We start from the raw sequence: 24,686 nt of genomic DNA on the forward strand, positions 1-24,686 counted from the left end.
GGTCCGCGCACGGGCAGCGGTAAGGGGCGGTCACCCATGGTGACCGCCCCTTACGCATGCCCTGGACGCGTTGCCCTGGACGCGTCCTTCGGGCCGGTGTCTCAGTTGGACCAGATGTTGCCCTGGTTGCGGCCGTGGGCGCCCTGCTGGCCGACGCCGTACTGGGCCATGAGGCCCTGGCCGATCTGCGCGCCCTGGGGCGGCAGCAGCTCGCTGGGCTGGACGAGCGCGTGGCCGTGGCCGGCGAAGCTCAGCTCCCAGCCCTCGCCCGTGCTGCCGCGCCGCCGCCACACACCGGACGAGGACGTCTGCGCCTGCATGTTGACGCGCAGCGACGTCGACCAGGCGATGACGGCGTCCGCGTCGGCGCTGACGACCTTGTCCGGGGTGACCTGGAGCATCAGCGGCTGGCCGGAGGTCATCAGGGCGACCTTGCCCTGTCCGGTGATGTTGAGCTGGTGGGCGCCGGTGCCGGAGATCGCCTCGTGGCTGTCGACGGCGATGGTCTCCCAGTGCAGCGTGGAGTCCAGTGCGAGGACGTAGGCGCCGTCGACGGTCAGCCCGTCGCGGTCGACGTCCAGCACGTGGACGTACTGCGCGAGGTTGGCGAAGTAGACCGTCCCCTGGCCCGAGCAGCGCATCATGTCCAGGCCCTCGCCGGTGCGGGCGCGCGAGTCGCGCTGGCCGCGCGTCTGGTACTCGCCGTCGAACTCGATGAGGCCCTGGTAGGCGACCATCGAGCCCTTACGGGCGAGGACGTCGTCGTGTCCGGTGAGCGAGACCCGCAGCAACTGCGGGTTCTGGAGGGCGTAGCGGTCCTGGGTCTGGGCCTCGGTGAAGCCGAAAAGCGGGCTCTGCATGGTGTCTTCGCTTCCCCTCAGCCCCGCGCCCGGAGCCGGTCTGTGCTGTCCTCGCTGGGCTGTACGACCACGAATCCCTCGCCGGAGAAGCCGAGTTGGTAGGCCTCTCCGCTGCCCCGGCCGATGAGCGAGGATGCCTTGAAGCTGCGCTTGCCCTTCATCCGGAGGTTGCTGGACCAGGCGACGAGCGCGTCGGGGTCGACGTAGGTCTCGTCCTCGCCGCGCCCGCAGTCCACGACGATCGGGGTGCCTCGGGAGGTCAGGGCCACCCATCCGGTGCCGCTGATACCGACGTTGAACAGGCCCTGCCCGGCGAACTTCGCCATGCCCTTGACGCGTTCCACGCCCCACTGGAGGTGGGAGTCGAAGGCGAGGATGTTGGTGCCGTTGACGGAGAGGGAGTCGCCGTTGAGCTGGAGGCAGACGACGTCGGCGCCGTAGTCGGCGAGGTAGAGCAGGCCGTCGCCGTGGCAGCGCATCAGCGGCAGGCCCTCGCCGGTGATCCACTGGGAGGCCATCTGCCGGACGGCCGGCGGGTTGGGGTCGTACTGGACGTAGCCCTCGTAGGCGACCATCGAGCCGGTGCGCGCGAAGACGTCGTGACCCGTCTGGAGGGCGACCTTCAGCATGCTGCTGCCGTGGTTCTCCATGCGGGCGGTCACCGGGGTCGGGGCGTAGCCCTGGATCGGAGTCTGGTTCATGGTCATTGCGGGCTCCCTCAGACCTCGTAGGGCTGGACGACGACGAAATTGCCGGGGGCGCCACGGAACTGGAGGTTGACGGCCTCCCCGCTGTGGCCCGGGTAGGAGCTGCGACGCAGCCGCACCTGGCTGGAGACGATCACCTGGGCGCCGGCGGACCAGGCGACGACGGCGTTGCTGTCCGCGAAGGTGGTCGGGGTGACCGGCAGCACCACGGGGATGCCGTGGGTCTTGACCACGACGGTGCCGTGGCCCTGGAACTGCATGGTGAACAGCGCGCCGCCGGGGATGCCGTGGCCCTCGATCCGGCGGACCTCGTGCTGGAGGGACTCGTCGAAGGCGAGCACGGACTCGGCGGAGACGCAGAGGGCGTCGCCCTGGAGCTCGATGGGGTGGACGTGCGCGGAGTTCTCCGCCAGGAAGACCTGTCCGCGGCCGGTGCAGCGCATCAGCTGCATCTCCTGGCCGGTGGCGTTGCCGACGATGCGGCCGGCGAAGCCCGCGCCCTTGTAGCCGAAGTCGACCTTGCCCTGGTAGAGCACCATGCTGCCCTGGCGGGCGAGCACGGGCTGCTGGTCGACGCCGAGGTCGACGCGGATGAGCTTGGGGTTCTGCGGCGTCCAGCGCTGCCCGGTGGGGACCTCGCGGTACTTCTCCAGGCCGGCCTGGACCCCGGCGCCGCCCGGAGCGCCCTGGCCGGCGACCGGCCGGCCGTACGAGGGCGCGGCCTGCCCCGGGAAGGGCTGCGGTACCGGCTGTCCGTAAGGCTGAGAGGCGGCCTGCTGGGGCGCGTGCGGGGGCTGTCCGTAGGGCTGCTGCTGTCCGTAAGGAGGCTGCTGGCCGTACGCACCCGGCTGCTGCTGGCCGTACGGGGCGGGCTGGCCGGGCACGCCAGGGGGGCCGGGGGGCGGCGGGAGCTGGCCGCCGGCGGGCGCCGTCTGGTCGGCGAAGTAGCCGGGTGGTGCGATGGGCGCGGCGAGGGTGGGCGCCACGTGCATCTGCGGCGGGGCGGCCGGGGGCGGGGTGCTGCCGGGCGGGGGCGGGAAGCCCTGGTGCGGCGGCGGGGTGGGGGCCTGGAAGGCGGGCGCGGGGGCCGGCGGCGGCGTCTGGAAGGCGGGCGCCGGTTCCGGGGCGGGCGGCGGCACGGGGGCGGCCGGGGCCGCGAAGGCCGGGGGCGGGCCCGACTGCGCCGGGGGCGCGAACGCGGGGGCGGCCTGAGCGTGCTCCGGAGGGGCCTGGAAGGCGGGGGTCTCCGGCTCCTCCTCCAGCACCTCGCCGCCGAAGTTCCTGAGCAGCGCCTCCAGACCGCCGTCGAATCCCTGTCCGACCGCGGCGAACCGCCAGACGTCCTTCAGGTAGAAGTCGCCGAGCATCACGGCGCGTTCCGTGCTGAATTCGGTGCCGGTGAAGGAGTAGCGGGCGACTTCCTCGCCGCCCGCGACGATCCGCAGATGGCCGGGGCCGACCTGGGACATCTGGCCCGCGCCGTCGACCGTCGCCGTGAAGCTGAGCTTCTGCACCTGGGCGGGGATCCGGTCCAGCGTGACGCGGAAGGACTCGGTGTCGCCGGCCTGCGCGCCGAGCTGCTGGATGGCGCCCTCGGGCGACTTGGGCTGGTTGAAGAAGATGAAGTACCGGTCGTCGGAGAGCCGCTCCTGGGCGTCGAGGCCGAAGCAGCTGATGTCGAAGGTCAGGCCGGGGCCGGCGATCTGCACACCCACGTACAGATCGGTCCCCGCCGTCAGATCACTGATCTTGGCCTTGTGGCCGCGCTGGAATTCCCTGGCCATGCGTAACGACCGTCCCCCATCCGAACATGTGATGAATGCGTTGCGTCAGGCTAACGGTTACGCCTGTGCTTCTCGCATTCGTTCGGGGTCGTGACGGACCGCGCCCGGGCCTCGCGGAGTCATTCGCTCCGCGCGGCGGGGAGATGCGGCAGCCGGTCGGAGGCCACCACCCCTTCGAGGTAGCCACGGGCGCGCTCGGTGCGCGGATAGGCGTCGAGCAGCCGCCAGAAGTCCGGGCCGTGACCGGGCACGAGCAGGTGGGCCAGCTCGTGGAGGAGGACGTAGTCGACGACGTACTCGGGCATGCCCTGGAGGCGGTGGGAGAGCCGGATGCTGCCCTCGGCGGGGGTGCACGAGCCCCAGCGGGTGTTCTGGTTGGTGACCCAGCGGACCGTCGCGGGGCGGGCCCGGCCGCCGAGGTACTGCTCCGAGAGCCGCCCGGCCCGCTCGGCCAGCTCGGTGTCGCCCAGCATCCGCCGGCTCTCCTGGGCCGCGAGCTTGTCGAGCATCACCCGCACCCAGCGCTGCTCCTCGGCCTCCGACATCCGGGCCGGGATGAGCACGACCGTGCGGTCGGCCTCGCGGTAGGCGGAGACCGTCCTGCGGCGCCGCGCGCTCCGTCTGACCTCCACCGCACCGGTGCCCGTGCCGCTGGTGAGCGGGCTCGGGGCGCTGCGCGGTGATCGTGCGGCACTGTGCAGAGGGTCGACGGGCACGGCCCCGACGTTACCCGCTGGCGAGGCGTGAAGTCCCGCCCATCGGTCGTTGTCGGGACGAAAGAGCCGGAGAGCACCTGGCTTGTACGACTATCACGCCGGACCTGTGGACAACTTCACGCGGCGTCGCGCCGGAAGGCCCATGCTGGGGCCGGAACGACAGGGGAACGCACGGCGGGGAACCGACGGGGAACCACAGGGAACGACGGGGGGACTTCTCATGCATCCGATGCTCAAGCCCGCGCTGCGGCGCGCCTGGCACAGCCGTGACACCGTGCAGTTCGGCGTGGCCCCGGCCCACGCGACGCGGGTGGGCCCGGTCGACACCGCGACCAGCAGCTTCCTCACGCTGCTCGACGGCACCCGGGGGCTGCCGCTGCTCCGCGAGGAAGGGAGAGCCGTCGGGCTGACCGAGGCTCGGGTGGACGGTCTGGTGGAGCGGCTCACGCGGGCCGGGCTGCTCGACGATCCGCACGGGGGCGGCGAGCGCGCGGCGGCCGTGCGGGACCGGGGGCCGGCGGTGGAGCGGCTGCGGCCGGATCTGGCGTCCCTGTCCGTGCTGCACGCCGGCGCGGGGGCGGCGATGGAGCTGATGGGCGCCCGGCAGGCGATGCGGGTGCAGGTGCGGGGCGCGGGCCGGGTGGGGGCCGCGGTGGCGGCGCTGCTGTCGGCCTCGGGCGTGGGCCGGGTCGATGTGCTGGACGGTGGCTGTGTCGAGCCGTGGGACGTGGCGCCGGCCGGGGTGGGCGCCGAGCGGATCGGCGAGCGGCGGGACGCCGCGGCCCGCCGGGTGGTGCGGGAGGCGGCGCCGGGGCCCCGCCCCCGGACCCGCGGGGGCGGGAGCGGGGAGGCGGAGCCGCCGCTGTCGCTGGTGGTGTGGGCGCCCCGGGACGGACTCGCCGCCTATGCCCCGGACCCGGAAGCGGCCCGTGAGCTGATCGCCGCGGGTGTGCCCCATCTGTACGCGGGCGTGCTGGAGGCCACCGGCCTGGTGGGCCCGCTGGTGCTGCCGGGCGGGTCGGCCTGTGCCGGGTGCGTCGAGCTGGGGCGGGCCGAGCGGGACCCGGCCTGGCCCCGGATGCTCGCCCAGTGGCGGTCCGGCCGCGGGCCGGGGGTACCGTCTTGCGACATGGCACTGGCCACGGTGGTGGCGGGGCTCACCGTGGCGCGGGCGCTGGCCTTTCTCGACGGCGGGTCCCCGGCGGGCGCGGGGGTGCGACTGGAGCTGGCGCTGCCGGGTCCGGCCTGGTCCCCGCGGCCCGTCGAGCCGCATCCGCGGTGCCCGTGCGGCGCGGTGGGATCTTCCGATCCGGTATACGCCTCGGCCGCGGGGGCGCCGCACGGGACAATGAGCAGGTAACCGCCGTCCGCGGCGTGGCTGTTCAGCTAGTTGGAGGGGCGCATGTCTGATCTACCCCGCAAGGCGGTCACTCGTACCGCCAAGTTGGCCGCGCTGCCCTTGGGCTTCGCGGGGCGCACGGCGCTCGGCCTGGGGAAGCGCATCGGCGGCCGGTCGGCGGAGCTGATCGCGGCGGAGCTTCAGCAGCGCACGGCGGAGCAGCTCTTCGCGACCTTGGGGCAGCTCAAGGGCGGTGCGATGAAGCTCGGCCAGGCGCTGTCGGTCTTCGAGTCGGCGCTCCCGGAGCAGGTCGCCGGGCCCTATCGGGCGGCGCTGACCAAGCTTCAGGAGGCGGCGCCGCCGATGCCGGTGAAGTCGGTGCACGCGGCGCTGGCGGAGCGGCTCGGCGAGGACTGGCGGGATCTCTTCGAGGAGTTCGACGACCAGCCGGCGGCGGCCGCGTCGATCGGTCAGGTGCACCGGGCGGTCTGGCACGACGGGCGCCCGGTCGCGGTCAAGGTGCAGTATCCGGGGGCGGGTGAGGCCCTGCTGTCGGACCTCACCCAATTGAGCCGGTTCGCCCGGCTGCTGGGGCCGCTGGTCCCGGGGATGGACATCAAGCCGCTGATCTCGGAGCTGCGGGACCGCGTCTCCGAGGAGCTGGACTACGGCCTGGAGGCCCGGGCCCAGAGCGCGCACGCCCGGGAGTTCGCGGGCGACCCCGATGTGACGGTGCCGGACGTGGTGCACCAGGGCGAGCAGGTGCTGGTCACGGAGTGGCTGGAGGGCGTGCCGCTGTCCGAGGTGATAGCGGAGGGCACGCAGGAGCAGCGGGACCGGGCCGGGCAGCTACTGGCGCGCTTCCTCTTCTCGGGCGCGGCGCGCACGGGGCTGCTGCACGCCGACCCGCACCCGGGCAACTTCCGGCTGCTGACGGGGGACGCCCCCGACGGGCCGCCGGAGAAGTGGCGGCTGGGCGTGCTGGACTTCGGCACGGTGGACCGCCTGCCGCAGGGCCTGCCGAAGGAGATCGGCACCGCGCTGCGGATGACCCTGGACGGCGCGGCGGAGGAGGTCCACGAACTGCTCCGGGAGGAGGGGTTCGTCAAGCCGGGCATCGAGCTGGACCCGGGTGCGGTGCTGGACTACCTCCTGCCGATCATCGAGCCGGCGCAGGTGGCGGAGTTCACCTTCACCCGGGGCTGGATGCGCGCCCAGGCGACGCGCATCGCCGACCCCCGCTCCCCCGCGTACCAGCTGGCGCGGCAGCTCAATCTGCCGCCGGCGTATCTGCTGATACACCGCGTGACGACCAGCACCATCGGGGTGCTGTGCCAGCTGGGCGCGACCGTGCGGCTGCGGGAGGAGATGGAGGCGTGGGTGCCCGGGTTCGCGGCGGCCGATGAGAGTCAGGAGACACCGGCCTGACGGCCCGCGGGGCCGCCCTCACCACCAGGACGAATCGAGTCGGCCCTCGATGGCTCTGATGTTGGCTCGGGCGCAGTCGTCGCAGAAGTAGCGGCGGCTGCCGTTCTCGACGGAGCAGGTCCAGGTCGGCGGCGTACCGTCGGCGGCGGTGCCACAGCGAGCGCACGTGATGGGCGTGGCGGTCTCGGTGGCCTCAGGGTCCAACTGCACTGATTCATGCGTCTTCTGGTCCACTCCCAGACGATATCCCCGCGAACGGGCCGGGAGTGCACAGACGCACCCAACGGCCCGTGGGGCCGGTCCGTTCGGACCGGCCCCACGGGTTTTTGTTCGGTGGCGGAGACCGGCGGGCCCTGGTGGGGCCCGGCGGGGTCTCAGTGCATGACCGCCATGGCCAGGGCGCGGCGGGCGCGCAGCGAGGCGCGCTCGGCGCGGCGCTGCATCCGGCGCGCGGCGGCCAGGCGGACGGCCCTTCGTTCGGACTCGGCCTCCCGGAGGCGCTCGTGCATATGCGCACGGGCCAGGGCTTCTGGGATGAGTTGCATGTCACGGTTCCTGTTCTGGCGTGCCGTGGGCACACCCGAGGTGTTGCGGGAGAGGACTTCGGAGCCGAATGGCTCGGTGGCGGGGCGGTGCATCGTCGGATCCTGCTTCTTGGGGTCGTGCGTGGTGGGGCGGTCGATGGTGCCTAGGACGTTCATGCGGCGACCGGGTTCTTGCGCGGACGGCCACGGGGCCGCTTGCGGGCGACCACCACGCCCTGGACGAACAGCTCGCCGCCCCAGACGCCCCACGGCTCGCGGCGGTCCAGCGCGCCGGCCAGGCAGGCCTCGCGGAGCGGGCAGGTGCGGCACAGCGACTTGGCGTACTCGACGTCGGCCGGGGTCTCGGCGAAGAAGACCTCGGGGTCATAGCTGCGGCAGGGGACGGGCGTGCCCAGGTTCTCGATGGCGTCGTCGAGATCGGTGAGCGCGGTGAGGGGGGTCAAGGGGTCCTCCGTGGGGACAGGCGGCGGGATCAGGTCGGTCGCTACTGACGGGGTGTGTGCCTTGAGCTGCACGGTTGTCTTTTCCTCGTCTGTTGTGCCGGCTTGTGGCCGGGCTTTACGCCCCTCGTCCTGGCGAGGGGCAAACAAAAGGGCCGCGGATCCCGGTGTGGGTTCCGCGGCCCTGGAAGGTGCCGACCTGATCATGCCGATCAGGCTGGATCTCTCCAGGGTTCGAGCCCACGGAAGGCCCACATCGTGCTGTGCTGCTGCTGCGCGGATCCGGCGCCGGCGGTCGTCCTCGCTTCAAGGGCATAGGCGTGTGCCTGTGCCTTTGCTGCTGCCGTTACCTTGGGCGCCTTGGTCGGTCGCTCATTGATCAGGGCAATACCGGCGTTGGACAGACCGGTGCCCTGGGACGAGAGCGCGAGAGAGCCGAAGGGGAAGCCGAGGGAACGGGTGGCGACGACCGGGCGATCGGTCATTTTGCAGATGGTGTTGAAGCTGATCATTGGTCTTCGCCTCCTCTCGGCGTCTTGGGGACCGGTCGAAACCAGTCCGGGTCGGCTCAGTACAGCACGGATCCACCGGAACTCGGAAGTACCGCTGTTCTCCGTGTTCGGAAGGCTATGGGTATGCCGTCCGCGTGCGCAAACTATTTTTCCGGAGATTCTTCCGAAGGGTCCTCGCCGGCGCACAGGGCCAGGACGTCGGCCCCGAACGCGGCGAGCTTCCGTCCTCCCACACCTGAGATGCACGAGAGCTCCGGTTCGGTTCCCGGCACCGCCTCGGCGATCGCGAGGAGCGTCTTGTCGGTGAAGACGCAGTAGGCGGGCTGGCCGAGCCGCTCCGCCTGCCCGGCGCGCCAGTCGCGCAGCCGTTCGTAGAGCGCCTCGTCGAGGTCGGAGGGGCAGTCCTCGCAGCGCATCAGCTTGATCTCGCCCGCGTCGGTCAGCGTCCGCCCGCAGACCCGGCAGCGGGCGGGCCCGCGCCGCTTGCGGACGCCCCGCTCGGCGCCGGAGACGCCTCCCGCGGCGCCCGCGACGGCCGTGCCGGACCGGAGGCCGCCGGCCGCGCGGGCGGCGGCGGAGCCCGGCCGCAGGCCGTTCAGGAAGCGGCTGGGGCGGCGGACGGCCCGGCCGCCCGGGGCGCGGGAGAGCGACCACGACAGGAAGAGGTGGGAGCGGGCCCGGGTCACGCCCACATAGAGCAGCCGGCGCTCCTCCTCGATCTGCTCGTCGGTCTTGGCGTAAGTGATCGGCATCATGCCCTCGGTGAGGCCGACGAGGAAGACGGCGTCCCATTCGAGGCCCTTGGCCGCGTGAAGTGAGGCGAGAGTCACACCCTCGACGGTCGGCGCGTGCTGGGCGCTCGCCCGCTCGTCGAGTTCGGCGACCAGATCGGCGAGGGTGGCGCCGGGCCGGGCCCGGACGAAGTCCTCGGCGAGCCGCACCAGGGCCGCCAGGGACTCCCAGCGGTCCCGGACCGCGCCCGAGCCGACGGGCGGCTCGGGCTTCCAGCCCCGGGTGCCGAGCACGGCCCGCACCTGGGAGGGGACGTCGTCGGCGTCGGCGAGCTGGGGGTCGGTGTGGCCGCCGGCGCGGGCGGCGCCGCGCAGCAGCAGCCCGGCCTCGCGGACCTCCGGGCGCTCGAAGAACCGCTCGGCGCCGCGGAGCTGATACGGCACGCCGAGGTCGGCGAGGGCCTGTTCGTAGACCTCCGACTGGGCGTTGATGCGGTAGAGGATCGCGATCTCGCTGGCGGGCACCCCGGAGTCGATGAGGTCGCGGACCCGGCGGGCGGTGCCCTCGGCCTCGGCCGGCTCGTCGGCGCACTCGGCCCAGCCGGGCTCGGGGCCCGGGTCGCGCTGCGAGATCAGCTCCAGGCGGTGCTCGGCGGCCCGGCCGCGGGCCTGGGAGAGCAGGCCGTTGGCCAGGTGCACGACCTGGGGCGTGGAGCGGTAGTCCCGGACGAGCTTGACGACCGTCGCGCGCGGGTGGCGGGTGCGGAAGTTCAGCAGGTGGTCGGGGGTGGCGCCGGTGAAGGAATAGATGGTCTGGCTGGCGTCGCCGACCACGCAGAGATTGTCCCGGTCGCCGAGCCACAGCTCCAGGAGCCGCTGCTGGAGCGGGCTGACGTCCTGGTACTCGTCGACCACGAAGTGCTGGTACTGGCGGCGGACGGTCTCGGCGATGTCGTGCCGGTCCTGGAGGACGCCGACGGTGAGCAGCAGGACGTCCTCGAAGTCGATCACGCCGCGGTCGCGCTTGAGCTGCTCGTACATCGCGTAGATCCGGCCGATCTCGGCGGGGTCGCGGGGGGCCTCCCGGCCGGCCTTGGCGGCGGCGGGGGCGTAGTCCTCGGGGACGGTCTGGGTGACCTTGGACCATTCGATCTCGCCCGTGACGTCCCGCAGCTCATTGCGGTCGAGGCGGACCCGGCAGCGGGCCGCGGCCTCCGCGACCAGCTGGACCTTCCGCTCGACCAGGCGCGGCACCTCGCCGCCGACGGCCTTGGGCCAGAAGTACTGGAGCTGGCGCAGGGCGGCGGAGTGGAACGTCCGCGCCTGGACGCCGCCCGCGCCGAGCTGGCGGAGCCGGCCGCGCATCTCGCCCGCCGCGCGGTTGGTGAAAGTGACGGCGAGCACACTGGAGGGCTGGAGCACCCCGGAGCGGACGCCGTAGGCGATGCGGTGGGTGATCGCGCGGGTCTTGCCCGTGCCGGCTCCGGCCAGCACGCACACCGGGCCGCTCAGGGCCGTCGCCACCGCGCGCTGCTCGGGGTCGAGCCCGGCGAGCACCGCGTCCGGGGAGTCCGGAACCGGCGGGAAGAGGGAGGAGTGCGTTGCTGCTGTCACTCCGCCATGCTGCCAGGTTCGCGGGGACGACCGGGAATGTCGTCCACAGGCGGGACGAGCCGGTCGTACTAATACGGGAATGGCTGGGGACGGGTGCGCGTTCTACCAGCGGATCGACACCCATCACCGAGGAGAGCGAGGGCGCATGTCGGGCACCGTGACGATGTACAGCACGACCTGGTGCGGTTACTGCCGGCGGCTGAAGAGCCAGCTGGACCGCGAGGGGATCGCGTACAACGAGATCAACATCGAGCACGACGCCGAGTCGGCGGCCTTCGTCGAGAAGGCGAACGACGGCAACCAGACGGTCCCGACGGTCCTGGTGACCCCGGTGGGCGGCGGCGCCTCGGTCACGATGACCAACCCGTCCCTGGCCCAGGTCAAGCAGGCGCTCGCGTCCTGACGCGCGCCACGGCCCTCAGGTGACCGCGGGGGCGCCGACTCCACGGAGTCGGCGCCCCCGCCGTCGTGTCAGCTCCAGGTCGGGCTCTGCGGCAGCGGCTCGCCGTACCAGAGCTCCAGCAGCCGGGCCGCGATGGAGATGCCCGTCGGCGGCAGCACCTCGCCCGAGGCGAAGGCCGTGCGCAGGTCGTCCCGCGAGAACCAGCGGGCCTCGTGGATCTCCTCGCCGTCCACCTGGATGTCGGAGGACGTGGCCCGCGCCATGAAGCCCAGCATCAGGCTGGACGGGAAGGGCCAGGGCTGGCTGGCGACGTACTCCACCTCGCCGACGACCACGCCCGCCTCCTCGGCGACCTCCCGGCGGACCGCCTGCTCGATGGACTCGCCCGGCTCCACGAAGCCCGCGAGCGTCGAGAAGCGGCCCTCCGGCCAGTGCATCTGCCGGCCGAGCAGCGCCCGGTCGGCGTCGTCCGTGACCAGCATGATCACGGCCGGGTCGGTGCGCGGGTAGTGCTCGGCGCCACAGGCCGGGCAGCGGCGGATGTGGCCCGCTGCGGCCACCACCGTGCGCTCGCCGCAGCGCGAGCAGAAGCGGTGGAGCCGCTGCCAGTTCTCCAGCGCCACCGCGTGGACGAGCAGGCCGGCGTCGCGCGGCGAGAGCAGCAGCCCCGCCTCGCGCAGCCCGGCGGCGCGCGCCGACTGGTCCATGCGGCCCGGCAGCGCGTCCTTCTGGAGCGCGAAATAGGCGATGCCGTCCTCGTCCTCGCCCAGGAAGTAGCGGTGCGTCTCCGTCACCGGCGCCTCGAAGGCGGGGGTCATGACGAGCTCGGTGCGGCCGTCGGGGGTGTCGTCGATCAGCGCCTGCCCCCCGGAGACCACGAACACCCGCGTGGAGGGGTGGCTCCAGGCGGCGGCCAGCCACGCCTCGTCCAGGCGGTGGTGCGCGGCGCGGTCGATGCCGCTGTCGCCGCTGAGCGTGATGGGCCGGGCGGCGGCGAGATCGGTCCAGGTGGTCACGGCTGCTTCCAACTCCCCCTGCGAATGGTGGTGGTACGTCAAGGGCGGTGACGCGCTAACGGGCGCGCCCGGTCTCCGCGAGGTCGGTCCAGAGGTGGGCGGCGGTCTCGACGCCCTTCATGAGCAGGTCCAGCTCGACCTTCTCGTTGGGCGCGTGCCAGCCGTCCGAGGGCACCGAGATGCCCAGGAACAGCACCGGGACGCCGAGCACGTCCTGGAGGTCCGCGGCCGGGCCCGCGCCGCCCTCACGGGTGAAGAGGATCTCCTGCTCGAAGGCGCGCCCCATCGCCCGTACGACGGACTGGAGGTACGGGTGGTCGAGCGGGGTCAGGCAGGGGCGGGTGGCGCCCCAGAAGGTGATCTCGTGGCGGATGCCCGCCGGCAGGCGGTCGGCCACCCACTGGCGGACGGCCCGCTGTACGGCGTCGGCGTCCTGGCCCGCGACGAGCCGGAAGGACAGCTTCAGCTGGGCGGTGGACGGCACGATCGTCTTGCCGCCGGGGCCCTGGTAGCCGCCGCTGATGCCGTTGACCTCGGCGGTGGGGCGGGCCCAGATCCGCTCCAGGACGGTGCTCCCGGCCTCGCCGAGCGCGGCGTGCGAGTGGGCGGTGCGCAGCCAGCGCTTCTCGTCGAAGGGCAGCTGGGCGAAGAGCTCGCGCTCGTGGCCGGTCAGCTCGACGACGCCGTCGTAGAAGCCCGGGATCGCGACCCGGCGGTCCTCGTCGTGCAGGCCGGCGACCAGCCGGGCGGCCTCGGTGGCCGGGTTGGGCACGGCGCCGCCGAAGGTGCCGGAGTGGATGTCCTGGTCCGGCCCGTAGAGGTCGATCTGGCAGTCGGTGAGGCCGCGCATGCCCGTGCAGACGGTCGGGGTGTCCTCGGACCACATGCCGGTGTCGGAGACGATCACGGTGTCGCAGCCGAGCCGGCCGGCGTTCGCGCGGACGAGGTCGGCGAAGTGGGCCGAGCCCGACTCCTCCTCGCCCTCGATGAGCATCTTGAGGTTGACCTCGGGGGCCGTGCGGCCGGTGACGGCCAGGTGGGCGCGGACACCCAGCGTGTGGAAGAGGACCTGGCCCTTGTCGTCGGCCGCGCCGCGGCCGTACATCCGGCCGTCCTTGATCACGGGCTCGAAGGGCTCGGTGTGCCAGCCGTCCTCGCGGGCGGCGGGCTGGACGTCGTGGTGACCGTAGACGAGCACGGTCGGGGCGTCGGGGTCACCCGAGGGCCACTCCGCGAACACCGCCGGGGCGCCACCGGTCTCCCAGATCTCGGCGGTCGGGAAACCGGTCTCCGCCAGCTTGGCGACCAGCCACTCCGCGCTGCGGCGGACGTCACCGGCGCGCGCGGGCTCGGCCGAGACCGACGGGATGCGGAGCCATTCGGCGAGGTCGTCGAGGAAGGCGGCGCGGTGGCCCTCTATAAACGCGCGGACGGCGCTGTCCGGTGAGTCGCTCATGCCGTCGAGCCTATCCGGACACGCGGCGTGACCATGACCGGGCTTGCTCAACGCCGCTCCCCGAGCAGGAGTTCCTCCAGGCCCGCCCGGTCGGGCAGGCCGGCGGGGTGGACGGTCTCGCCGTCGCGCACGTAGACGAAGGCGGCGGTGACCGACGACAGGGGCAGGCCGTGGAGTTCGGCCCAGGCGACGCGGTAGATCGCGAGCTGGAGGGGGTCCGCGTCCTGGGTGCGGCCGGTCTTCCAGTCGACGATCTCGAAGGTGTCGCCCTCGGGGCCGCGCTCGCGGTAGACGGCGTCAATGCGGCCGCGGATCACTCGGCCCGAGAGGGTGAGCTGGAAGGGCACCTCCACGCGGTAAGGGGTGCGGCGGGCGTACGGGGTGCGCTCGAAGGCCTCCTTGAGCGCGGCGAGGTCCCGCTCGTCGGTGATCTCCTGGCCGGGCCCGTCGTACGCGTCGTCGTCGGCGCCCGGCAGTTCGTCGGGGCCGAGCAGGGGCAGCGGCAGCGCCTCGAAGCGGGACTCGACCCAGGCGTGGAAGCGGGTGCCGCGGCGCGCGGCGGGCTGCGGCGGCCGGGGCATGGGCCGGGCCAGCTCCCGCGCGAAGCCGTCCGGGTCGGCGGCGAGGCGGACGAGCTGGGTGGCGCTGAGGGACGACGGCAGGGCCACGTCGCGCACGCGCGCGCGTGCCCTGCGCAGCTCGCCCGCGAGGGCGTCCAGATCGCGGTCCCAGGAGCCGGCCAGCCGGGCCTCCTCGGGCGTCAGGGAGCTCCCCGCCGGCGGGCGGGGCGGCTGGGGCGGGGCCTGCCGGGGGGCGGGCAGCACGACGTCCGGGGCGGTGGCCGGGGTGCCGGCGGGCCGGACGGTCGCCAGGGCGTCCCAGTCGGCGGGCTCCGGCTCCTCCTCGAAAGGCTCGAAGGGGCCGTACTCCTCACCCTCCGGGTCGTCCTCGGGCGGGGGCGGCCAGTCGGGGTCGTGGGCGGGCCGCGTCTCCCCCGCCGCGTCGAGGGGCTCCTCCGCCAGGCGGTCGAGGTGCGCCCGGACGGCGGCCGCGGCCTCGGTACGGCGCGCGAAGGACGCCGGGTCCAGGGGCAGCGGCCAGGAGCGGTCCGTGTCCTGCTCGTCCAGGGCGGGGTTCTCGGCGCCCTCCTCCGGGGCGCCGGCCCAGACCTCGATCTCGCCGTGGCCCGCCTCGCAGTGCGCGCGCAGGGCCTCCAGGAAGGCGGACGGGCCGCGGGGCTTCTTCTGGCTGGGGCCCCACCAGTGGCCGGAGCCCAGCAGCAGCGACCGGGGACGGGTGAAGGTGACGTAGCCGAGGCGGAGCTCCTCGATCCGCTGGTGTTCCTTCATGGCGGCCTTGAAGGCGGCCATGCCCTTGGCGTCCCAGCCGCCCTCCCCGGCCTCGGGCAGGGTGTCGGCGTCGCCGCGCAGGGCGTGCGGGAGGACCTTGGCCTGGGCCGTCCAGGACTCGCGGGCCTGCTCGCTGGGGAACGTCCTGGTGACGAGGCCGGGGACGGCGACCACGTCCCACTCCAGGCCCTTGGACTTGTGGGCGGTGAGGACCTTGACGGTGTTCTCGCCGCCGGGCAGGGAGCTGTCGAGTCCCTTCTCGTACTGCGCGGCGGTGCGCAGGAAGCCGAGGAAGGCCAGGAGCGTGGCCTCGCCGTCGACGGCGGCGAAGCCCGCGGCGATGTCCAGGAACTGCGCGAGGGTCTCGCGCCGGCGGGCGGCCAGGGCGTGCGGCGACGCCGAGAGCTCGACCTCCAGGCCGGTGGTGGCGAGCACCCGGTGGAGGACGTCCATGAGTGGGTCGGCCAGCGCGCGCCGCAGGTCGCGCAGCTCCGCCGCGAGGCGGGCGAAGCGGACGCGGGCGTCGGCCGAGAACGGCAGGCCGTCGTCGGCGCCCTCGGCCAGCAGGAAGGTGTCGAGGGCGTCGGCGAGGGAGATCACCTCGGCGGGGTCGACGCCTTCCACGGCCTCGGCGAGCCTGCGGTCGGGATCGGATCCCGTGCTGCCGTAAGGCACGAGCGTACGGGCGCGGCGGCCCAGCAGGGCGAGGTCGCGGGCGCCGATCCGCCAGCGCGGGCCGATCAGGAGCCGGACGAGCGCGGCGTTGGCCGTGGGGTCCTGGAGCACCTCGCAGACGGCGACGAGGTCGGCGATCTCGGGCAGGTGCAGCAGGCCGGAGAGGCCGACGACCTCCACGGGCAGGTCGCGCTCCACGAGCGCGGCCTGGATCTCCGCGAAGTCCGTGGCGGTGCGGCACAGGACTGCGATGTCGCCGGGGCGGGTGCCCGTGCGCACCAGGTGGGCGAGGGATTCCGCGAGCCAGTCCAGCTCCTCGGCGTGGGTGGGCAGCAGGGCGCAGCGCACCACCCCCTCCCGCTCGGCGCCGGGGGCCGGCCGCAGCGCCTCGACGCCCTCGTGGCGGGCGCGGAGCTCGGCGGCCAGGCCGTTGGCCAGGCCGAGGAGGCGGCCGCCGCTGCGGCGGTTCTCGCTGAGCGCGAACCGCTGGGCGGGGCGGCCGTCGGCGTACGGGAAGTGGAGCGGGAAGTCGTCGAGGTTGGCCACGGAGGCGCCGCGCCAGCCGTAGATGGCCTGGCAGGGGTCGCCGACGGCGGTGACGGCGTGGCCCGTGCCGCCGCCGAAGAGGCCGGACAGCAGGAGCCGCTGGGCGACGGAGGTGTCCTGGTACTCGTCGAGGAGGACGACGGCGAACTGCTCGCGCAGGATGCGGCCGACCTCGGGGCGGGTGAGGGCGAGCTCGGCGGAGCGGGCGATCTGGTCGCCGAAGTCCAGGAGATCCCGGCGGGCCTTCTCGCGGCGGTAGGCCTCGACCAGCTCCAGGAGTTCGAGGCGGGCGCGGGCGGCCTCGGGGATCTTGCGCAGGTCGGCGTTGGAGAGCCGGGCGCCCTCCAGGGCGGCCAGCAGCGCGGTGTCGTGGGCGCGGAGCTCCTCGGGCCGTACGAGGTGCTCGGCGAGCTCTCCGTCGAGCGCGAGGAGATCGGGGACGAGGTCGCCGAAGGAGCGGGTGAGCGCCGGGTAGGGGCCGGGCGAGGTGCGCAGGACCCGGGCGGCGAGCTGGAAGCGGGTGGCGTCGGCGAGCAGCCGGGTGCCGGGCTCCAGGCCGATGCGCAGGCCGTGCTCCTTGAGGAGGCGCCCGGCGAAGGCGTGGTAGGTGGAGATCTGGGGGTCGCCGGGGGCCTGGTCGGGGTCGGCGGGGACCTCGGCGGAGCCGGTGACGCCCGCCTCGGCGAGGGCCTTGCGCACCCGCTCGGACAGCTCGCCGGCCGCCTTGTTGGTGAACGTCAGGCCGAGGACCTGCTCGGGCGCGACCTGTCCGGTGCCGACCAGCCAGACCACCCGGGCGGCCATCACCGTGGTCTTGCCGGACCCGGCGCCGGCCACGATGACCTGCGGGGCGGGCGGCGCGGTGATGCAGGCCGTCTGCTCCGGGGTGAACGGGATGCCGAGGAGCTCCTTGAGCTGCTCGGGGTCGGTCAGGCGCGGGGTCACGGCATCCACGCTAACGGGCCCCACCGACAGCGGGTCGTCGCGCGTCATTCGACGATCTGCCTGCCCTCGGGGCGGGCGGAGCAGGACGCGCGGAAGGAGCAGTGGGCGCAGTGCTGGCCGGGGCGCGGGGAGAAACGCTCCTCCAGGACCCGCCCGGCGGCCTCGGCGAGCAGCTCGCCGATCCACTCCCCGTCGCCGACCGGCTCCTGCGCCTGCACCTTGGGGACGGTGTCCCCGCCGTCCCGCTTCGCGGCGCCCTGCCGGAGCTGGACGAGCTCGGCGCCGCCCGCAGCGGGGCGGGCGCCGCCGAAGAGGCCGTCGACGGCGCCGTGCTCGACTGCCAGCTGGTAGACGGCCAGCTGCGGGTGGCGTTCGACGTCGCCCGCGGAGACCGGGCTCTTGCCGGTCTTGAAGTCGACGACGTAGGCGCGGCCGTGCCGGTCGGCCTCCACGCGGTCCATGGAGCCCCGGATGCGCACCAGGTGATCGGCGGCCTTGAGGGTCACGTCGAAGTCGTGCTCGGTCGCGACGGCCGACCGGCCGCCGCGCTCCATGACGTGCCAGCGCAGGAAGCGCTCCAGGGCCGCGCGGGCGTTCTCCTTCTCCTGCGTGGACTTCCAGGGGGCGTCGAAGGCGAGCGCGTCCCAGACGGAGTCGAGGCGCTCCATGAGGACGGCGAGGTCGGCCGGGGTGCGGCCGGAGGCGACCTCGTCGGCGAGGACGTGCACGACGTTGCCGAACCCCTGGGCGGCCGTGGCCGGGGCGTCCGCCTTCACCTCGCGGCCGAGGAACCACTGGAGCGAGCAGGAGCCGGAGCCGCCCGCCAGCTGGCCGAGCGCCGAGCCGGAGAGCGCGAGGGGGTGGTCGCGGTCGCGCAGCGGCACCTCGCTGTGCGTGGGCGCGTGCAGGCCCCACCAGCGGTCGGGGTGGGCGGCCGGTACGAGCGGCTGGCCCTCCTCGTCGCGCAGCGCGGCCAGCCGGGCGAGCCGTTCGGCGGCGGCGGCGCGCAGGGCGTCCGAGGCGGCGGGGTCGACGGTGGTGGCCCGCAGCTCGGCCACCAGGGCCGCCACGGCCAGCGGGCGGCGCGGGCGCTGGGTGACGTCGACGGGCTCGGTGCCGAGCTCGGCGAGGAACCGCGACGGCTGGTCGCCGTCCTCGGCCGCCGCCTTGACGGCGGTGACGACCAGGCGGTCGCGGGCGCGGGTGGCGGCCACGTAGAACAGGCGGCGCTCCTCGGCGAGGAGCGCGCCGGGGCTGAGCGGTTCGGCGAGGCCGTCCCGTCCGATGCGGTCGGCCTCCAGGAGCGAGCCACGGCGCCGCAGGTCGGGCCAGAGGCCCTCCTGGACGCCCGCGACGACGACGAGCCGCCACTCCAGGCCCTTGGAGCGGTGTGCGGTCATCAGCCTTACGGCGTCGGGGCGCACGGCTTTGCGCGTAAGGACGTCGGCCGCTATGTCCTGGGCCTCCAGTTCGTCCAGGAAGTTCAGGGCGCCGCGGCCGCCGGTGCGGTCCTCCGCGCGCGCGGCGGTCTCGAACAGCGCGCACACGGCGTCCAGGTCGCGGTCGGCGTTGCGGCCGGCGGCACCGCCGCGGTGCGCGGAGCGCTGGAGGCGGTCCGGCCAGGAGGTGCCGTTCCAGAGCGCCCAGAGGGCCTCCTCGGCCGTTCCGCCCGCCGCGAGGATCTCGCGGACGCGCCGCAGGAGCTTGCCGAGGACCTGGGCGCCCCGCGCGTACGAGCGGGCGTGCGCCGTGAGTCGCTCGGGCTCCGCGAGAGCCTCGGCGATGAGGGCGTCGGACGGCCGGGGCACGTCGGCGCCGGCGGCCCGCTCCTCGTCCCGGAGCGCGCGCCCGAGCCGCCGCAGGTCGGCGCCGTCCATCCCGCCGAGGGGGGAGGTGAGCAGGGTGAGGGCGGTCTCGGCGTCGAGCCAGGGCGTCCCGGCGTCCTCCGCCGGGCCGCCTTCCGCGGAGGAGACATGGGCGGGGTCGGGGCGGTCGGCGACGTCCGGGGCGTCCGGGGCGTCCGGGGCGTCCGGGGCGTCCGGGGCGTCCGGGGCGTCCGGGGCGTCCGGGGCGTCCGGGGCCGGTCTACCACCAGCGCCGTCCGTGCCGCGGGAAGGCACCTCAGAGGCGTCGGCGTCGTCGGAGGTGCCGGCGTCGTCGGAGGTCTCGGACGCGTCGCCGACGCCCCGGGTGCCGGAATCGCTGTCGGCCGGATCCGCCTCCCCATGGGCGCGGGTGGTCACGGCCGCAGCCTCGCCCGCTCCACCGCCGACGGGCCCCGCCACGTGCCCCGCGTCCGCCGGGCGACCGGCTTCCGGTCGGCTGTGCGCGGCCGTCCCGGCAGGGGGCGTGCCGGCCGAGCCCTCCGTACGAGCACCCGGAACCGCCCCTTCGGGCGCCCTTACGGGCGCACCCGCCTCCGCGACCGCCCTCAAGGCCGTCAGCAGGGGGGCCACCGCCGGTTCGTGGCGCAGGGGGATGTCGTCGCCGTCCGTCTCGACGGGGACGCCCGCCGAGGTCAGGGCGCGGCGGAGAGCGGGCAGGGAGCGGGCGCCGGCGCGGACGAGGACCGCCATGTCGTGCCAGGGGACGCCGTCCTCCAGGTGCGCGCGGCGCAGGATGTCGGCGATGTTGTCGACCTCGGCGCCGGCCGTCGGGTAGGTGTACGCCTCCACCCGGCCGCCCTCGCGCACGGCGGCGAGCTCCCGGTGGGCGCGTACGGCCCGGGCGGGGAGGCGGGTGAGCGGCATCCGGCCGGTGAGCAGCCGGGTGGCGGCGAGGACGTGCGCGGCGGAGCGGCGCGAGGTGGTCAGCACCTCGACGGGCGCGGGGGTGCCGTCCCGGCGCGGGAACGCGTCGGGGAACTCCAGGATGCCGTTGACGTCGGCACCGCGGAAGGCGTAGATCGACTGGTCCGGGTCGCCGAAGGCGACCAGCGTCCGGCCGCCGCCCGCGAGCGCGCGCAGCAGCCGCGCCTGGGCGGCGTCGGTGTCCTGGTACTCGTCGACGAAGACGGCGTCGTACCGCAGCGCCAGGTCCGCGGCGACCTCGGGACGCTCGGCGAGCAGCACGGCGCGGTGGACGAGCTCGGCGTAGTCGAGCACACCCCGGGCGTCGAGGACGTCGAGGTACTCCGCGAGGAAGGAGGCGGCGGCGGCCCAGTCGGGCCGGCCGGTGCGGTGGGCGAAGTCACCGAGGGCGCCGGGGCCGAGTCCGAGCTCGCGGCTGCGGGCGAGGACGGCGCGGACCTCGTCGGCGAACCCCCGGGTGGTCAGGCAGGCCCGCAGCTCGTCGGGCCAGGTCACATGGGCGCGCCCGGCCCGTTCCAGCTCGGCCTGGCCGGCGAGCAGCTCGCGGACGACGGTGTCCTGCTCGGGGCCGGACAGCAGGCGCAGCGGGTCGATGAAGAGGTCCACGTCCTGGTGGGCGCGGACCAGGGCGTAGCAGTACGAGTGGAAGGTCGTGGCCCGCGGCCCCTGGATCCCGCCCAGGCGGCCAAGGCGATCAGCCATGCGGTCGCGCAGCTCGACGGCGGCCTTACGGCTGAAGGTCAGCACGAGGATCCGCTCCGGGTCGGTGCCCCGCCGCACCCGCTCCGCGACCGCCTCGACCAGCGTCGTGGTCTTCCCCGTGCCCGGTCCCGCGAGGACCAGCAGCGGCCCGTGCCCGTGGTCAACCACCGCGCGCTGGCGTGCGTCCAGCTCAGGAGGGGCCGAGGGGCCCGGCCGGGTGCGGACGAGCCGGTACGTACCCGTGGGGTGCGACGGGCGGGTCGCGCCGGGCGGAAGGGAGGAGCTCACGTGGGTTGCCGGTCCTGGTGGGGGTGCGGGGGGTCGTGCGTCGGTGGGTGCCGGAGGTCCGGGCGGGGGACCTGGGAGTGACGGCGGCTACCGACGCTACGCCAGCCGGCCACCGGGGCGCAGGGTGTCCGGGGAGCCGGGACACGGCTGTCGGGGCCTCACCCGTTCGGGTCGGCCCTTGGGAGGAGCGGCCACGGAGTGGTCCCGCGACACCCCGGCGGCGGATCCTGTCAGGTGTGAGGAGTCACATCGGGGTCGCCGTCCCAGCGGGCCCGCGCCATGGCGAGCCGGGGCAGGTGTCCTTCGGCGGACCGCGCGGCTTCCCGCAGCGGAGTGCCCTCCTCGCGGTAGTGGGCGAGGGCGCGCAGCTCGTGCCCCGGCAGCAGGGCGCCGTCGGCCCGCACCACCCGCCACCACGGCACCGCTCCCCCGTAGAGCGCCATGACCCGGCCCACCTGACGGGGCCCTCCTTCACCCAGCCACTCGGCGACGTCCCCGTAGGTCATCACCCGGCCGGGCGGAATCAGCTCGGCGACGGCCAGCACGCGCTCCGCGTACTCGGGCAGCTCGCCGGGCGCTCCGGAAGCGCTGTCGCCCGCTCGTACGTCCTCGCTCATCCGGCCCATACTGCCGCACGGCACGGACAGCGCACGGTCCACGGGCCCTTGCGGAGACCCTTGAAGATCACCCAGAGTGCGTCTTCGCACTACAGGGCGTACGATCCGGAGTCCGCGCCCCCGAAATGCACCCTGATGCCCCCTCGCCCGGCGGGGCCATGCCACCATCTTCCGGGCGGTGACTGGTGATACGAGACCAAGAAGAGAAGACGGACCGGCAGCAGGGCGCGGGACCTCGGGAAGAGGCCGGCGCCCCCGGAGAGCTGCCCGCGTCCGGCGACGGCCCCGGAGCGGATCCTTCCGGCACCGGGAAGCCGGCCGGTGACGACGCGTACGCCTGCGAGGGCGGCGAGGCGCACATCGACCGGGTCTCCGGCGACGAGCCGCTGCTGCCCGCCCGCGTGCACCGCCCCGTCGACCTGGTGCGGCTGTTCCTCGGCATCGTCGGCATCGCCCTCGTCCTCGCGCTCGCGGCCTTCGCCCACGGCACCACCACGGGCCTGGAAGAGGACATCAAGGACAGCACGGGCCGGGCCCCGCAGCTGCTCGCGAACTTCGCCGGGCTCGCCGCCAACATCGCGATCTTCATCGTCCCGGTGGCCTTCGCCATCGAGCGGCTGATCAAGCGGGACGGACTGCGGATCGCCGACGGCGTGCTCGCCGCGGTCCTGGCGCACGGCGTCTCGCTCGCCACCGACCTGTGGGTGGCGAGAGCGGCGCCCGACTCCATCCGCGACGCCCTCACCCAGCCCGCGCCCACGGGCGGGCTCACCGACCCGGTGCACGGCTACCTGGCCCCCGTGATCGCCTATATGACGGCCGTCGGGATGTCCCGGCGCCCGCGCTGGCGGGTCGCGATGTGGGCCGTCCTGCTCCTGGACGCCTTCGCCGTGCTGGTCAACGGCTACACCACGCCGTTCTCGATCGTCACCACCGTGCTGATCGGCTGGACCGTCGCCTACGGCACCCTCTACGCCGTCGGCTCCCCGAACGTCCGGCCCACGGGCCGGCACCTCCTCGCCGGGCTGCGCCGCGTCGGCTTCAAGCCGGTCACCGCGCTGCGCGCCGAGGACAGCACCGACGCGGTGGGCGGCGAGCAGCCCCACGACCGCGGCCGGCGGTACATCGTCACCCTGGAGGACGGCCCGCCCCTGGACGTCACGGTCGTCGACCGCGAACAGCAGGCGCAGGGCTTCTTCTACCGGGTCTGGCAGCGTCTCGCGCTGCGCGGCATCACCCAGCGGCGCAGCCTCCAGTCCCTGCGCCAGGCCCTCGAACAGGAGGCGCTGCTCGCCTACGCGGCCATCGCCGCCGGCGCCAACGCCCCCAAGCTCATCGCCACCTCCGAGCTGGGCCCGGACGCCGTCATGCTCGTCTACGAGCACATCGGCGGCCGCGCCCTGGGCACCGTGCCCACCGAGGAGATCACCGACGAGCTCATGGCGGGCGCCTGGCGGCAGGTGCAGGCCCTCCAGTCGCGCCGGATCGCCCACCGCAGGCTGGACGGCGACGCCCTCCTGGTGGATCGTTCCGGCAATGTCGTCCTGACGGACCTGCGCGGCGGCGAGATCGCCGCGGGCGACCTGGTGCTGCGCATGGACGTGGCACAGCTGCTCGTCACCCTGGGCCTGCGGGTCGGGGCGGAACGGGCGGTGGCCACCGGCGTGGAGGTCCTCGGCCCCGACGCGATCGCCGACAGCCTCCCGCTGCTCCAGCCGCTGGCGCTGACCCGCGTCAGCCGGGCGACGCTCCGGCAGCTGGCCCGGGAGCGGGCCCAGCGGGAGCGGGAGACGGTCCTGGAGGCCGCGCGCCTGGCCAAGGAGGCCAAGGCCGCGCAGACCGACTCCGGCACGGCACCGGCCGCCGAGGCGGTCAGCGACCGCAAGGCGCTCAAGGCCGAGCGGCAGGCCGAGAAGAAGGCCATCGACGAGGCCCTGGAGGAGGCCCGCGAGGAGGACCTCCTCGCGCAGATCCGCCGCCAGGTCCTGCTGATCCGCCCGCAGGCGCCGATAGAGCCGGTCCGCCTGGAGCGGATCAAGCCCCGCACGCTGATCAGCTTCGTGGCCGGCGCCTTCGCCGCGTACTTCCTGCTCTCCCAGCTGACGCACGTGCGGTTCGGCGACCTCGTCGACAAGGCCAACTGGGCCTGGGTCGCGGTGGCGGTGGCCTTCCAGGCCCTCACCTACGTGGCGGCGGCGCTGAGCCTGCTCGGCTTCGTGCCCGAGAAGGTGACCTTCGGCCGCACGGTCCTGGCCCAGGTCGCGGGCTCCTTCGTCAAGCTGGTGGCCCCGGCGGCGGTCGGCGGCGTCGCGCTCAACACCCGCTTCCTCCAGCGCGCGGGCGTCCGCCCCGGCCTCGCGGTGGCGAGCGTCGGCGCGTCCCAGCTCTTCGGCCTGGCCTGCCACATCATGCTGCTGCTGTCCTTCGGCTACGTCACCGGCACGGAGCGCAGCTCGTCGATCGGCCCGTCCCGGACGGTGATCGGCGGCCTGCTGACCGCGGCGGTGCTGGTCCTCGTCGTGGCCGCCATCCCGGTCCTGCGGAAGTTCGTCTCGACCCGGGTGCGGTCGCTGTTCGCCGGCGTCGTGCCGCGCATGCTGGACGTCCTCCAGCGGCCGCAGAAGCTCTTCGCCGGCATCGGCGGGATGCTCCTGCTGACGGCCGCGAACGTGATGTGCCTCGACGCCGCGATCCGCGCGTTCGGCGGGGAGCTGAGCTACGCCAGCATCGCCGTCGTCTATCTGACGGCCAACGCGCTGGGGTCGGCGGCGCCGACGCCGGGCGGTGTCGGCGCGGTGGAGTTCGCCCTGACGGGTGCCCTGACGTTCGCGGGGCTGCCGGCGGAGCAGGCGGCGCCGGCGGTGCTGTTGTTCCGGTTGATGACGTTGTGGTTGCCGGTGCTGCCGGGGTGGATCTCGTTCACGCATCTGACGCGCAAGGGAGCGATCTAGGCAGGCTGCTGCCCCTGCGGGGTGGGGTGGGGCGGGTGAGGGTGCCGCTGCGCGGGGCCTTTCCCCTACCCGCCCCTTCCCGGAACCGGGGGCTTCGCCCCCGGGCCCCCTTTCCGCGCTCCGCGCGGTGTCCTCAAACGCCGGACGGGCTGAAATCAGCCCGTCCGGCGTTTTGAGGACCGGGGTCCGGGGCGGGGTCCCCGGTATCGGGAAGGGGCGGGGCTGGGGAAAGGCCCCGCGCAGCGGCGCCCC

At 74.3% G+C, this 24,686-nt stretch carries 18 protein-coding genes; 4 read left to right on the forward strand and 14 right to left on the reverse strand.

Annotated elements, in window-relative coordinates; translation table 11 throughout:
* Window positions 1-101 precede the first annotated feature (101 nt).
* From SMD11_RS11530 to SMD11_RS11545, 4 genes are all read right to left on the reverse strand, one after another.
* Window positions 102-860: an AIM24 family protein gene (locus SMD11_RS11530; protein ID WP_087926370.1), complete on the reverse strand. Its 759-nt coding sequence runs from the start codon at window positions 858-860 to the stop codon at window positions 102-104.
* Window positions 861-877: 17 nt separating this feature from the next.
* Window positions 878-1,561 carry an AIM24 family protein gene (locus SMD11_RS11535; RefSeq protein WP_087930431.1) on the reverse strand — a complete coding sequence of 228 codons (684 nt, stop codon included), beginning with the start codon at window positions 1,559-1,561 and terminating at the stop codon, window positions 878-880.
* A gap of 17 nt (window positions 1,562-1,578) precedes the next feature.
* Window positions 1,579-3,351 carry a TerD family protein gene (locus SMD11_RS11540; protein ID WP_087926371.1) on the reverse strand — a complete coding sequence of 591 codons (1,773 nt, stop codon included), beginning with the start codon at window positions 3,349-3,351 and terminating at the stop codon, window positions 1,579-1,581.
* Between the two features lie 119 nt (window positions 3,352-3,470).
* Window positions 3,471-4,067: a M48 family metallopeptidase gene (locus tag SMD11_RS11545; RefSeq protein WP_087926372.1), complete on the reverse strand. Its 597-nt coding sequence runs from the start codon at window positions 4,065-4,067 to the stop codon at window positions 3,471-3,473.
* Between the two features lie 220 nt (window positions 4,068-4,287).
* On the opposite strand from SMD11_RS11545, the gene SMD11_RS11550 reads away from it, so the two are divergent.
* Both SMD11_RS11550 and SMD11_RS11555 read left to right on the forward strand, forming a co-directional pair.
* Window positions 4,288-5,427, forward strand: a complete 1,140-nt coding sequence (locus SMD11_RS11550; protein WP_087926373.1) for a ThiF family adenylyltransferase — start codon at window positions 4,288-4,290, stop codon at window positions 5,425-5,427.
* Window positions 5,428-5,469: 42 nt separating this feature from the next.
* Complete coding sequence (locus SMD11_RS11555; protein WP_087926374.1) at window positions 5,470-6,834, forward strand: ABC1 kinase family protein; 1,365 nt, start codon at window positions 5,470-5,472, stop codon at window positions 6,832-6,834.
* An 18-nt stretch (window positions 6,835-6,852) separates the two neighbouring features.
* Here SMD11_RS11555 and SMD11_RS11560 read toward each other — a convergent pair whose 3' ends face one another.
* The 5 genes from SMD11_RS11560 to SMD11_RS11580 form a co-directional block, all read right to left on the reverse strand.
* Window positions 6,853-7,044 carry a hypothetical protein gene (locus tag SMD11_RS11560; protein WP_087926375.1) on the reverse strand — a complete coding sequence of 64 codons (192 nt, stop codon included), beginning with the start codon at window positions 7,042-7,044 and terminating at the stop codon, window positions 6,853-6,855.
* A gap of 164 nt (window positions 7,045-7,208) precedes the next feature.
* Complete coding sequence (locus SMD11_RS11565) at window positions 7,209-7,535, reverse strand: hypothetical protein (RefSeq protein WP_087926376.1); 327 nt, start codon at window positions 7,533-7,535, stop codon at window positions 7,209-7,211.
* Complete coding sequence (locus tag SMD11_RS11570; protein WP_087926377.1) at window positions 7,532-7,894, reverse strand: WhiB family transcriptional regulator; 363 nt, start codon at window positions 7,892-7,894, stop codon at window positions 7,532-7,534. Before SMD11_RS11570 ends, SMD11_RS11565 begins: the two co-directional genes overlap by 4 nt.
* 137 nt (window positions 7,895-8,031) lie before the next feature.
* Window positions 8,032-8,331, reverse strand: coding sequence for a hypothetical protein (locus SMD11_RS11575; protein ID WP_087926378.1), 300 nt, complete (start codon window positions 8,329-8,331; stop codon window positions 8,032-8,034).
* A 143-nt stretch (window positions 8,332-8,474) separates the two neighbouring features.
* A complete protein-coding gene (locus tag SMD11_RS11580; protein ID WP_324614721.1) occupies window positions 8,475-10,676 on the reverse strand; it encodes an ATP-dependent DNA helicase UvrD2 in 2,202 nt (733 codons plus the stop codon).
* A gap of 145 nt (window positions 10,677-10,821) precedes the next feature.
* Between SMD11_RS11580 and SMD11_RS11585 the strand changes: the two genes are divergently transcribed.
* On the forward strand, window positions 10,822-11,079 hold the full coding sequence (locus SMD11_RS11585) for a mycoredoxin (RefSeq protein WP_087926380.1): 258 nt from the start codon (window positions 10,822-10,824) through the stop codon (window positions 11,077-11,079).
* A gap of 68 nt (window positions 11,080-11,147) precedes the next feature.
* On the opposite strand, the gene nudC is transcribed toward SMD11_RS11585, so the two are convergent.
* From nudC to SMD11_RS11610, 5 genes are all read right to left on the reverse strand, one after another.
* On the reverse strand, window positions 11,148-12,095 hold the full coding sequence (nudC, locus tag SMD11_RS11590; RefSeq protein ID WP_087926381.1) for an NAD(+) diphosphatase: 948 nt from the start codon (window positions 12,093-12,095) through the stop codon (window positions 11,148-11,150).
* A gap of 55 nt (window positions 12,096-12,150) precedes the next feature.
* Window positions 12,151-13,551 (reverse strand): dipeptidase, encoded by a 1,401-nt coding sequence (locus tag SMD11_RS11595; protein WP_087926382.1) that lies wholly within the window; start codon window positions 13,549-13,551, stop codon window positions 12,151-12,153.
* Between the two features lie 47 nt (window positions 13,552-13,598).
* A complete protein-coding gene (locus tag SMD11_RS11600; protein ID WP_199843853.1) occupies window positions 13,599-17,066 on the reverse strand; it encodes an ATP-dependent helicase in 3,468 nt (1,155 codons plus the stop codon).
* Between the two features lie 44 nt (window positions 17,067-17,110).
* Window positions 17,111-20,866 (reverse strand): ATP-dependent helicase, encoded by a 3,756-nt coding sequence (locus SMD11_RS11605; RefSeq protein WP_087926384.1) that lies wholly within the window; start codon window positions 20,864-20,866, stop codon window positions 17,111-17,113.
* Window positions 20,867-21,096: 230 nt separating this feature from the next.
* On the reverse strand, window positions 21,097-21,492 hold the full coding sequence (locus SMD11_RS11610) for an MGMT family protein (RefSeq protein WP_087926385.1): 396 nt from the start codon (window positions 21,490-21,492) through the stop codon (window positions 21,097-21,099).
* Between the two features lie 176 nt (window positions 21,493-21,668).
* Between SMD11_RS11610 and SMD11_RS11615 the strand changes: the two genes are divergently transcribed.
* The gene (locus tag SMD11_RS11615; RefSeq protein ID WP_087926386.1) at window positions 21,669-24,434 is read left to right on the forward strand and encodes a flippase-like domain-containing protein; all 2,766 of its coding nucleotides are present in this window, start codon (window positions 21,669-21,671) and stop codon (window positions 24,432-24,434) included.
* Window positions 24,435-24,686 lie beyond the last annotated feature (252 nt).

The organism is Streptomyces albireticuli, assembly GCF_002192455.1.
Taxonomy (GTDB): domain Bacteria; phylum Actinomycetota; class Actinomycetes; order Streptomycetales; family Streptomycetaceae; genus Streptomyces; species Streptomyces albireticuli_B.

What these genes read in the sequence shown, in the direction of transcription:
- SMD11_RS11530 (WP_087926370.1), bottom strand. Translation starts at nt 860, where the DNA reads ATGCAGAGCCCGCTTTTCGGCTTCACCGAGGCCCAGACCCAGGACCGC.
- SMD11_RS11535 (WP_087930431.1), bottom strand. Translation starts at nt 1,561, where the DNA reads ATGAACCAGACTCCGATCCAGGGCTACGCCCCGACCCCGGTGACCGCC.
- SMD11_RS11540 (WP_087926371.1), bottom strand. Translation starts at nt 3,351, where the DNA reads ATGGCCAGGGAATTCCAGCGCGGCCACAAGGCCAAGATCAGTGATCTG.
- SMD11_RS11550 (WP_087926373.1), top strand. Translation starts at nt 4,288, where the DNA reads ATGCATCCGATGCTCAAGCCCGCGCTGCGGCGCGCCTGGCACAGCCGT.
- SMD11_RS11555 (WP_087926374.1), top strand. Translation starts at nt 5,470, where the DNA reads ATGTCTGATCTACCCCGCAAGGCGGTCACTCGTACCGCCAAGTTGGCC.
- SMD11_RS11565 (WP_087926376.1), bottom strand. Translation starts at nt 7,535, where the DNA reads ATGAACGTCCTAGGCACCATCGACCGCCCCACCACGCACGACCCCAAG.
- SMD11_RS11575 (WP_087926378.1), bottom strand. Translation starts at nt 8,331, where the DNA reads ATGATCAGCTTCAACACCATCTGCAAAATGACCGATCGCCCGGTCGTC.
- SMD11_RS11585 (WP_087926380.1), top strand. Translation starts at nt 10,822, where the DNA reads ATGTCGGGCACCGTGACGATGTACAGCACGACCTGGTGCGGTTACTGC.
- SMD11_RS11595 (WP_087926382.1), bottom strand. Translation starts at nt 13,551, where the DNA reads ATGAGCGACTCACCGGACAGCGCCGTCCGCGCGTTTATAGAGGGCCAC.
- SMD11_RS11610 (WP_087926385.1), bottom strand. Translation starts at nt 21,492, where the DNA reads ATGGGCCGGATGAGCGAGGACGTACGAGCGGGCGACAGCGCTTCCGGA.